The sequence below is a fragment of the Acinetobacter sp. GG23 genome (genome assembly GCF_057766365.1).
Window position 1 is genome coordinate 164,463 of the sequence record NZ_JBYMDJ010000005.1, and the last position, 11,080, is coordinate 175,542.

An 11,080-nucleotide genomic window follows, 5' to 3' on the forward strand; every position below is an offset into this window, starting at 1 on the left:
GGTATAAATTTGTATACAAAAAGCTGATTAAATTAAATCGGCTTTTTCTGTTTTAAATGAAAATGCACAGTAAGAACAAGTTTGACCCATGCCATTTTAAGGCATAAAATGGCATTTAGTGGTGGGTACGGAGTATATTATGACTACACTTGTAAAAAAACGAGTTCAATACACGGTTGATCAGGCAATTATGGAATCAGCAGAATATATTATGGCGAAAGTTGGTCTGACCCCTGCCACCGTACTTAGCATGGTTTACGCAGAAATTGCACGTACTGGCAAAATACCAGTCACTACTCAGGTGGGTGACGAGGATTTTAATACAGCAAGATTAATTGCCGTCAGCCATAATATTCCAAGCGTAAAAGTATCTAACGATGCTGATGCTGCTGCTTTTTTAGAAGATGATGGCGGTTACTAATGGTCCAACAACTATATTGGGCTTATGTTGGCTTTACAGATATTACCGATGGCAAGACCAGACCTGTTTTGTATATTCGCCAAACGGATACCGACTATGTAGTATTCCGTTTAAGCAGTCAGTATGAAAATAAGTCTGCTTTTATCAAGAGTAAATATGTGGAAATTAAAAACTGGCAACAGGCAGGCTTAAAAAAGCTATCCTGGATTGATACAGTACAAACATATCAGTTACCTATCCATAAAACCCAACTAACGTACATTGGACAACTTTCTGCTGATGATCTGGAACGCTTAATCAAACATCTTGAAGTTAAGTAATAAACTGAATTTGTATAATTTCAACTAGAATTAATCGACACACACAATAAAAAAATCCTCCTATTGCTGGGAGGATTTTTTGTTTCTATATACTTTTAGTCACTAAAAATAACTATTAGGGGCTTATTGTATAATTTGGCTTAAGTTTATTTATAGCTAAAATTTCATTACCTTAATGATCTGATGATGCATTCTCAAGTTGAATGTTTTTTAGCCCGTCATTAACTTTATTTAAAAGATGAATCAAAGTCACCACATCATCAAAAGAAATTTTGTTTAAAGCCTGACCATAAAAATTAAAAAAATTATCCTGTAATTTATCCCAGGCTTGAAAACCGTCACTGGTCATGGCGACATTTTTTGCACGTCTGTCATGTTCATCAATAATACGCTGTACCAAGCCATCACGTTCCAGTCGCTTTAAAACAGCATCCAGATTTTGACGACTAACCCCCAGATACTCAGTCAAGTCTGAAAAGGACATGCCTGAGGTCACGTGCGGCCGGGACAGTGCACCCAGCACTGCCCAATGCACAGGAGAAATACCCAGTTCATTCGAGCACTTTCGGTCTAGCGTATTACCCACCTGAAACAATCTAAAAAAAAGTCTATTGTGGGCAGCATATAAAGATTGATCATAATTTTTCTGTAAAGCATCACTCATTCTAAAGACCACCCACATCAAAGCGTTTAAATAAAAAAGAGTATACCTTATAGGTATCTTGCATAAATAAAATTCCTGATGCTGAGAAGCATTAAAGGCGTTATAGGATTAGTAGGTCATTCGTCTTTAAAAGCGTGCTGTCATACAACCTTCTTTTTCCTGTGATACCTGTGTCACTAGAGTGAAATCTAAAAGTAAATCATGCTATATGTCAATGTATTTAATTGATAATGCAATTAAATCACTAATAATAAGGAATAAAATAAATATCTAAACTTAATTTATGTAAATATATTGACATAAAACCATTCTGATTCTATTGTATTTAAAACAGACGCTAAATTAAAAAATAGCCAGGCAAATTTGATAAAAATACAGCAGGAAGAGACATATGAAAGGATTGAAGAATAAGGTTGTAGTCGTGACCGGTGGTGCAGGTGGAATTGGTTCAGCAACCTGCCGACGTTTGGCTGAAGAAGGTGCCAAAGTGGCGATCTTTGATATGAATCTTGAAGCGGCAGAAAAACTGGCTAATGAAATTAACAACCAGCATGGTCAAGCTCTAGCAGTTCAGTGTGATATTACCCAAAGCGATGTCGTTGAACAGGCAGTTCAGCATATAGAAGCAAAACTTGGACCAATTGATGGGTTGGTCAATAACGCAGGCTGGGATATTTTCAAACCCTTTGTCAAAAGCAATCCGCAAGAATGGGACAAACTGATTCAGATCAATCTGGTCGGTATGCTGAACATGCACTTTGCAGTACTCAAAGGTATGGTTGAACGCAACTCTGGAAGCATTGTCAATATTGCTTCTGATGCCGCACGTGTCGGTTCTTCGGGTGAGGCTGTGTATGCTGCATGTAAAGGGGGACTGCTTTCATTTTCTAAAACACTGGCCCGTGAACATTCTCGTAACAACATCAAAATCAATGTGATTTGTCCGGGACCGACCGATACCGCTTTACTTGCAGGTGTCACTGAAGGTGCGTCTAATCCGGAAAAACTCCGTGAAGCTTTTGTTCGTGCAATTCCACTCGGCCGTCTGGGTCAGCCCGAAGATTTGGCGTCTTCGATCGCCTTCTTCTTAAGTGATGATGCCAGTTTTATTACCGGACAAGTACTCAGTGTTTCTGGCGGTTTAACCATGAATGGCTAAGCAGAGCGCGTAACTCGTGATTAAGAATAAAAGTCAGATAAGCAATACAGGAAGCAATAAAATGAATTTTGAAGATATTTTATACGAAGTAAAAAATGGCGTTGCTTGGATTACGATAAACCGCCCTGAAAAAATGAATGCCTTCCGTGGTCAAACCTGCGATGAAATTATCCGCGCACTTAATAAGGCGGGTTATGACCGTGACGTGGGGGCAATTGTCCTCACAGGTGCAGGTGAAAAGGCATTCTGTACGGGTGGAGATCAATCCGCACATAATGGCAATTATGACGGTCGTGGCACCATTGGCTTACCGATGGAAGAAATGCATACCGCAATTCGTGATGTGCCTAAACCGGTGATTGCACGGGTACAAGGTTATGCGATTGGGGGCGGTAATGTATTGGCAACCATTTGCGATTTAACCATTTGTTCCGAGAAAGCGATTTTTGGTCAGGTTGGCCCGAAAATGGGATCAGTGGATCCAGGCTATGGTACAGCTTTCCTTGCTCGAGTCGTGGGTGAGAAAAAAGCGCGTGAAATTTGGTATATGTGCCGTCGTTATTCAGGTCAGGAAGCTGTTGAAATTGGCTTAGCCAACAAGTGTGTTCCAGCAGATCAATTGGATGCCGAAGTCCAGGCATGGGCAGAAGAAATCTGTCAGCGTAGTCCGACCGCGATTGCAATTGCCAAACGTAGCTTCAATATGGATACCGCACATCAGGCGGGAATTGCCGGGATGGGCATGTACGCACTGAAATTGTATTACGACACAGAAGAGTCACGTGAAGGTGTTAATGCACTTAAGGAAAAACGCCAGCCTGAATTTCGTAAGTTCTATAAATAAGGAAAAAAAGCATGACTAAAAATCCTTATATTACAGAAGAATTAGAATTTTTAGCAGAAACGGCTGAAAAGTTTGCACAAAAATTTATTGCACCGGGTTTTTTAGAGCGCGATCAAAGTCGAATTTTTGATCGTGAGCTGGTCAAAAAAATGGGTGAAATGGGTTTTATTGCACCAGAATTGCCTGAACAGTATGGCGGTCAAGGAATGGGCCGTCTGGCTGCAGGGATTATCCATGAGGCAGTGGCCAAGGCAGATTTAAGTTTTTCCTATATTAATCTGCTCGCTTCGCTAAATGGCCAGATTCTGGCTGAACACGGACAACCTGAAGTGGTAGAGCCTTGGCTGAAAAAACTTACCGCGGGTGAAGCGATTTTTTCAATTGCCCTGACCGAACCGCGTGGTGGTTCAGATGCTGCTAACCTGCGTTTAAGAATCGAACGTGATGGCGATGATTATGTGATTAATGGTGAAAAAACCTCGATTTCTGCTGCCGATCAGGCCGATGCATCAGTGGTGTTTGGCCGTACTGGTGCCAATGAAGATGGCGCACATGGCGTAACAGCATTACTGGTTCCGATGGATTTGCCGGGAATTAGCACCACACGTTTTGATTGTCATGGCCAGCGTGCCATTGGTCGCGGTTCAATCTTCTTTGATAATGTGCGTGTACCAGTCAATCATCGTTTAGGTGATGAAAACAAAGGTTTTGTCCAAGTCATGCAAGGTTTTGACTTTTCACGTGCCTTGATTGGTTTACAGGTGTTGGCCGTTGCCCGCGTCAGCCTGGATGAAGCGTGGGAATATGCTTCTCAACGTGAAGCGTTTGGCCAGCCCCTCACGGCTTTCCAAGGGGTATCGCATCCATTGGCCGAGTATGAAACTCAGGTAGAAGCGGCACGTTTACTCTGCTTGCAAACCTTATGGCTAAAAGATCATGACTTACCACACACTTCAGAAGCCGGGATGTGTAAGTGGTGGGGACCGAAACTGGCTTATGACGTGATTCATCAATGTTTGCTCACCTTTGGTCATGCCGGTTATGACCGTGGTGTGATGGAACAACGTATGCGTGATGTACTGGGCTTCCAGATTGGGGATGGTACAGCACAAATCATGAAAACCATTATTGCGCGTAAAAAAGCAGGACGCAAAGCGGTACCGGCCTAAGATGAACGCATCGTAATCATTATTTCAGATTGTTCAAATAGCGATTTGAGCAATCTGGAGAATTTGGATCTGCAATTTGATGGCTGACGTCTATTGTGTGATTTAACAAAGAGAACAATTGGATAATTATAAAATTGGAGTTATGGAATGGATTTCGATGCGGTTCTTTTACCCCCACGTCGGGAAGAAATGTTGCAACAAGGCTATTGGTTAAATAAAACCATTCTTCAGTCATTGAATGAAGCGGTACAGCAATATCCTGACAAAGTGGCATTGGTCAGTTATAAAACTGAAGATCAATCTGAAAAAAGCTTTACCTATCGGGAAATGCTGCATACTGCCAATAAGATTTCCTTGGGACTGAAGCGTTTAGGTGTTCAAAAGCAAGATATTGTCTCTTGCCAGTTACCCAACTGGTGGGAGTTCACTTTATTGTATATCGCTTGTCGTCGTATAGGCGCAATCCTTAATCCGCTGATGCCAATTTTCAGAGAGCGCGAACTTTCATTTATGTTGAAACATACTGAAAGTAAAGTGTTCATTGTACCTAAAGTCTTTCGTAAGTTTGATCATGAAAAACTGGCCTATCAATTACAGAGAAATACTGAAACCCTAGAGCACGTCGTAGTAGTAGGCGGAGAGGGCGAGAATAGTTTCGAAAAATTATTATTAAATCACGGTCTGGATAATGACCCGCAAATCTTAAATACCCTCAATGATGTCACGATTACAGCTGACGATATTGCTCAGCTGGTATTTACCTCAGGTACTACAGGCGAACCTAAAGGTGTGATGCATTCAGCAAATACCTTATTTTCCAATATTGTACCGTATGCCAAGCGTTTACATTTAAGCAAAGACGACGTGATTTTTATGGGTTCGCCAATGGCCCACCAAACAGGCTTTATGTACGGCTTAATTATGCCGGTCTTGTTAAAAGCTAAAGCGGTGTTACAGGATGTGTGGGATGTAAATACTGCGATTGATTTGATTCATAAGCATCAAGTTACCTTTACCATGGCCTCTACTCCATTTTTAAATGATTTATCTGAAGCGGTATTGGATACCCACCAATCGTTAGATAGCTTGAAGTTATTCTTATGTGCGGGTGCGCCAATTCCAAGCACGCTGGTTCAAAAAGCACGTCAAAATTTGGGTGTTAAAGTCATTTCAGCTTGGGGCATGACTGAGTGTGGCGCTGTAACGACCACTCGCCCTGAAGATGATGATGAGCGTTCATTTAATACCGATGGACTACCACTTCCTGGTGTTGAAGTTAAAATTGTGGATGATCACGGTGAGATATTACCACCGCATCAATCGGGTACGCTGATGATTCGTAGTTGTTCGAATTTTGGTGGATATATGAAACGGCCGCATTTAAATGAAACCAGTGAAGACGGTTGGTTTGATACAGGCGATATTGCCTATCAGGACGAGCAGGGCTATATCCGTATTGCGGGTCGTAAAAAGGATGTCATTATTCGGGGCGGTGAAAATATTCCAGTTGCCGAAGTGGAATCATTAATTTATTTACATCCCGATATTGCTACAGTCGCTTTAGTCCCTTATCCAGACGACAGAATGGGTGAAAAAGCCTGTGCAATTGTGAAGCTAAAAGAAGGGGCTGAGCAAATTGTATTAAAAGATCTAGTCGATTTCTTGAAAATGCATAATCTGGCCAATCAATATTTACCAGAGCGTTTAGAAGTATGGGAAGACATCCCCATGACGCCTTCAGGCAAGATTCAAAAATTTAAACTCCGTGACTTGTTGCAGCAAAGTGCAAAAGTATAAAAAGCGTTTGATTTAAGAAAAAAATAAAAAACTTATCCTTGATAAATATCTCTGCTGATATTTATCAAGGAAGTACTGCATCTTCAAAAATAGATTTTCAATAAGGAAAATTTGATAAATCTAGAATAAAAATGGAATTTAAGAATGAAAAAATATTTAGGTAATATGGCTCAACCTGCGCTTGGTCTAGCAATTTTAATGATTACGACTTCAAACCATGCGGCAATGACACTGGAACAACAGGTGGCCCATTTGCAAAAGCAAGTTCAGGAATTGCAGACTTTAATGCAGCAGCAAAAACAGGCCAGTGAAAAAATTTCTGCCGAGCTGCCAATATTGCAAGAAAAATCAGCTCTAAAAACTGATCTCAAGCAGATGGTGACAAAAGGCGGTGCTGAATTTGAATTGTATGGGAACGTTCGTGCGGATGCGAGTTATCAGGCCAAAGGACCAAGCACCATGTATAACTATATTAGCGCTGTTCCCTTGGAAGGCAGTGTCAATGAGGGCAATAATTCGGATAAATTTCAAAGTACCTTAAATGCAACGCGATTCGGCTTCAATTTTAAAACCCCTAAAATAGGTGAGCACAGCGTTGGCGGTAAAGTGGAAATGGATTTTTTTGGAGGAGCTGGACGGGATTCCTTCCGTATCCGTCATGCCTATTTAACTTATGATCAGTGGCTCATTGGTCAAACCTGGTCAAACTTCAACGCAATTGAATATTTCCCTGAAACGGTCGATGCCTCGCTTTCTGTGGGTGGTTCTTTAACCCGTGTTCCACAAGTGAAATTCAGCTATCCAGTAGATAAAAATATGAATCTTGCCTTTAGCTTAGAGGATTCTAAAGCTGAAACGGTAACCACTACAGGTACCCAAGGGTTTACCACGGATGCTCGGGCGAAACTGAAACTTCCTTCTGCGGTCGGCCGGCTGAACTATAAGTTTGATAATGGTTCTGCACTTTCAGGGCGTCTGTTTTTAACCCAAAAATCAACCAATCATGAAGGAAATGATGATTTCTTGGCATGGGGCGCAGCATTGGGCGGCAAATATCAAGTGGCAGAAAATACGCTACTTCGATTTGATTATAATCACATTAAAGGCGACACCAAGAATGTACTTTGGTCTAATTATGCCTATGTTTTTGATGTTAATGGTGAGATGAAACCTAATGAATTTGATGTGGTCACTTTGGGTTTAACACAGAAAATCACCCCTAAAATCCGTTCTACTTTAGGGTTTGGTTATATGCGAGCAAATACGGATAATCATTTTGCCGATTTAGTGCGTAATGATTTAACTCAAAATAAAGAGTTAAAAGAAGGTTGGATTAATATGTTCTATAACCCGGTTAAACCTATTAATTTGGGTGTTGAATATATGTATGGTGAACGAAAAACTTTTGACGATCAAAAGGGCATAGATAACCGTGTGAATTTCACAGCAATTTATGATTTTTAAAAAAGATTTAATTTAGTAGGGATTTTATATTTTTATAAAATTAAGTCTCTTTAGATGATCGGGTTACAAAGTAAGGAGGGAAGCTGTTTTGGTCGTATTCGGAACGCGGATAGGTCTTCTAATTAGCTACCCTTTTATCTAAATCAGATAGGATCTATTGGACTAAGATAACTCTAATTTTAAAAAAATTATCAGAGAAAATTATATGAATTCAGTGAAAAATCAAATTCTATGTAAAAATACAGCTTGGAAAAATTATAATGCTGATAATCCAACTGCTGATATATGTCAATATGCTAATGATGTACATCAAACTATTTACTGTCCAGAAAATCCAAAAAAACTATTCTTAAGGTCAACATATCATATTTTATAAGTAAAATAGAAACCCCTTAAGTTATTGAATTTTAGTTTAAGAAAGAAGGATATGAAGTTATGGTTAGGTATATCTGATTTAACATAATCTATATTATACGAAATCAGTTTGTAAGCCCAAAATAGAAATGTCCGGTTTCTCCAAAGTAAAAATGTCCACTTTTAGAATATGCACTTTTGCAATTTCATTAGGGGACGGTTTGATATGTTGGTGTCTATGTCGGATAAAGAACTTAAACGATTGCCAGTCTTGCAGGAAATCTGCGATCAACGCATAACTCCATGGAATATTTGCTAAGCCTATTTATGTCAGTATTCATGGCTTCCGTTTCTATGACCGCAATGTCGGAGAGCGCTTTAATGGCGGTCGACTTTACAGCCCCTATACTCTCACCAAAAAAACAATCTTATATTGCTTATAAATCATACAGATAATCATTATTATCAAGGTTTAATCAGTTTGATATAAAATCTATTCGGCAGTTTTTCACTTAAAGTAGCCAGAATTTAACCACGTATTTAAATCATTGCTTTGGGCATAAAAACTGGCTGCTTAGAATAAAGGATTAGAGCATTACACTTATTTTATCCAATTCATTACACTTTCCATTGTATAAATCACATGAAGCGTGGCACTAGCTCCGCTCTTTTTCAGATTCGAGATATATTGTTTTTATTTCGTCAGTATAGGAGATATAACAACTGCCTAACTGGCGGTTGTTCTTATATTGCATTATTTAGTAAATAATACTTTCAAATTTAATGAGTGATATATGCTTTGCATAGGGGGAAAACTGTCATTTCCGAAATTAGGAATGTCAATTATTATTGCAGAACTATATAAGCGCATTTATTTAATTGGTCCCACCTACTAGGCTAGCAGATGAATTTTATTTTTTTACAATCATAGTAAAAGATTAATCTCGTTGAAATAATTCACTTTTTTATTAAACCTATCTTTTTTATAAATAATATAAATATATATATAAGAAAACTTGATTATTTTTATTATTAGTGTATAGTTAACTTAACTAGAAAAAAGTCTTGTTTCGGTAAATCTTCTTTAAGTATCGCAGTTTTAGTCATAATCCTTCGTTTTTCAGATTTTAAGTCTCATTCTTTATTATTTCATAGTTATACTCAGCCAATAAAATGGCTAAAAATTATTAAAAATCAGTAGGATTTATTATGTCAAACTCGAATGTTGTTAAAGGTACTGTTAAGTGGTTCAACGAAACTAAAGGTTTCGGTTTCATTCAACAAGAATCAGGTCCAGATGTTTTTGCTCATTTCAGCGAAATTGCTAGTTCAGGTTTCAAAACCTTAATGGAAGGCCAGCAAGTTGAATTCAGCGTAGCTCAAGGTCAAAAAGGACCGAATGCTGTAAATATTGTTGCTATCTAAGCAATAATAAACAGTAATAAAAAAGCACTCATTAGTGCTTTTTTTAATTTAAATGGTCGTAATTTTTATATTTCTTTACCTTAATTATTTAAATTAAATCATAAAGTCGTAGAAGAAAATTATAAATATCGAATAGCTGATTTAGTCATTTATCTCCCATAATTTTATCAAGGTATATTAATGTTTAAACAAAGTATCAGTGTAAAAGATCAATTTGGTGTTAAACACTTTATTCAGGCAACAGTTGACAATCATTTTGCAAATACCCAATCATTTTCGAATATAAAACATATTACGGTAGATGGTGAGGATATTCGTCCTAGTTTTGAAATGTTTTTCCAAAGTACCTTAAGTGGAAAAATTTTCAAGATTATATAGATTTGAATCCGGCTCAGGGCTATCTATCTTCATATGGCTGATATGACGTGCAGATCTTTGAGGATTTTATATAAATTGTTATTCAATTGCTCCCATCTGAAAGCTGTCAAACCTGTTTAGCCCGATAGTTATCAAGTTCTTATTTCACGATAGATGGCGGAAACGGGCTAATTCTTAGGCAAATTTTAAAAATAAAAATTTACCTTTCTAGGCGACATAAATTCCATATCTTTCTTCTTTATAAAGCAAGAGGAATGTGACTACCTCTACTTTAAAGCCATTCTTTGGTATCATCTGCCACAGGCGCTCCATTCGTCATATGCATGATCATGGCGTGAGCGATGCTGCCCTGAAATGGAATTTCTGGTAACTGATCAAACTTGAAAAACTGCGCATCACTCAGTTCATTCTCCTGTATTTGAATGTCGCCGGCATGATATTCTGCCTTAAAAGCCATCATCAAGTTGCTTGGAAAAGGCCATGGCTGACTTGCCAGATATTGAATTTTGTGACCTGAAGCCCCACTTCTTTCAGAGTTTCACGACGCACAGCTTCCTCAAGCGTTTCCCCGACCTCCACAAACCCGGCAATTAAACTGTACATCTGGGTTTTATTGCGGGCATTTTTCGCCAGTAAAATTTCATTTGTCCCGCGGGTAATGATGGTAATGACACATGGATTGACTCTTGGGTACTGATTATAGCCACAGGCAGGACAGACCATTGCATACTGACTAACATGCTGCTGCGTCTGATGGCCACAATGACTGCAAAACTGATGATTACGACGCCATTCTAGTAACTGAACCGCACGGCTTGCCTGTTCGAACTGCTGTCTACTCCATACCTGTACTAGCTGCCGGATCGGAATAAGCTGATAGCCTTCGGGTACAGCCTCATTCTCCTCCAGATCTCGTGAAATGACTTCACCATCTCCAGACAAGTTCAAGTCATGCTGCAGTCTTTCCACCTGAGGTAATTGAAAATACTCGTCAACCAGCAGTTGCTGCTGTCTAAAAATATAAGCTTTTGAGTGCATGCTGATTCAGATCCCTGGATTAAAAAAATCCCATACAGGGGGCGTAT

At 39.0% G+C, this 11,080-nt stretch carries 10 protein-coding genes and 1 pseudogene; 9 read left to right on the top strand and 2 right to left on the bottom strand.

Translation table 11 applies throughout. The features are described from left to right. Positions 1-139 precede the first annotated feature (139 nt). Entirely contained in the window at positions 140-421 is a 282-nt protein-coding gene (locus tag AC3CAU_RS10325; RefSeq protein WP_180181714.1) for a type II toxin-antitoxin system RelB/DinJ family antitoxin, read from the top strand. Continuing rightward, positions 421-741, top strand: a complete 321-nt coding sequence (locus AC3CAU_RS10330; protein ID WP_424621856.1) for a hypothetical protein — start codon at positions 421-423, stop codon at positions 739-741. Before AC3CAU_RS10325 ends, AC3CAU_RS10330 begins: the two co-directional genes overlap by 1 nt. 172 nt (positions 742-913) lie before the next feature. Here the strand turns inward: AC3CAU_RS10330 and AC3CAU_RS10335 are convergent, their stop codons facing one another. Then, positions 914-1,405 carry a MarR family winged helix-turn-helix transcriptional regulator gene (locus AC3CAU_RS10335; protein ID WP_131218484.1) on the bottom strand — a complete coding sequence of 164 codons (492 nt, stop codon included), beginning with the start codon at positions 1,403-1,405 and terminating at the stop codon, positions 914-916. Between the two features lie 391 nt (positions 1,406-1,796). Between AC3CAU_RS10335 and AC3CAU_RS10340 the strand changes: the two genes are divergently transcribed. The 7 genes from AC3CAU_RS10340 to AC3CAU_RS10370 all read left to right on the top strand — a co-directional run bounded on the left by AC3CAU_RS10340 (position 1,797) and on the right by AC3CAU_RS10370 (position 9,995). Continuing rightward, positions 1,797-2,564: a glucose 1-dehydrogenase gene (locus AC3CAU_RS10340; RefSeq protein WP_424621859.1), complete on the top strand. Its 768-nt coding sequence runs from the start codon at positions 1,797-1,799 to the stop codon at positions 2,562-2,564. A 61-nt stretch (positions 2,565-2,625) separates the two neighbouring features. After that, a complete protein-coding gene (badI, locus tag AC3CAU_RS10345) occupies positions 2,626-3,408 on the top strand; it encodes a 2-ketocyclohexanecarboxyl-CoA hydrolase (RefSeq protein ID WP_447054379.1) in 783 nt (260 codons plus the stop codon). 11 nt (positions 3,409-3,419) lie between these two features. Then, positions 3,420-4,577: a cyclohexanecarboxyl-CoA dehydrogenase gene (gene aliB, locus AC3CAU_RS10350; RefSeq protein WP_447054380.1), complete on the top strand. Its 1,158-nt coding sequence runs from the start codon at positions 3,420-3,422 to the stop codon at positions 4,575-4,577. A 147-nt stretch (positions 4,578-4,724) separates the two neighbouring features. Beyond that, entirely contained in the window at positions 4,725-6,374 is a 1,650-nt protein-coding gene (aliA, locus tag AC3CAU_RS10355) for a cyclohexanecarboxylate-CoA ligase (RefSeq protein WP_424619740.1), read from the top strand. Between the two features lie 144 nt (positions 6,375-6,518). Then, positions 6,519-7,838: a DcaP family trimeric outer membrane transporter gene (locus tag AC3CAU_RS10360; protein ID WP_447054381.1), complete on the top strand. Its 1,320-nt coding sequence runs from the start codon at positions 6,519-6,521 to the stop codon at positions 7,836-7,838. Between the two features lie 1,563 nt (positions 7,839-9,401). Continuing rightward, on the top strand, positions 9,402-9,617 hold the full coding sequence (locus AC3CAU_RS10365; RefSeq protein WP_004637138.1) for a cold-shock protein: 216 nt from the start codon (positions 9,402-9,404) through the stop codon (positions 9,615-9,617). Between the two features lie 180 nt (positions 9,618-9,797). Beyond that, positions 9,798-9,995 carry a hypothetical protein gene (locus AC3CAU_RS10370; protein ID WP_131218334.1) on the top strand — a complete coding sequence of 66 codons (198 nt, stop codon included), beginning with the start codon at positions 9,798-9,800 and terminating at the stop codon, positions 9,993-9,995. A 271-nt stretch (positions 9,996-10,266) separates the two neighbouring features. On the opposite strand, the pseudogene nudC reads toward AC3CAU_RS10370, so the two are convergent. Next, positions 10,267-11,039: pseudogene (gene nudC, locus AC3CAU_RS10375) on the bottom strand (NAD(+) diphosphatase). Positions 11,040-11,080: the final 41 nt, after the last annotated feature.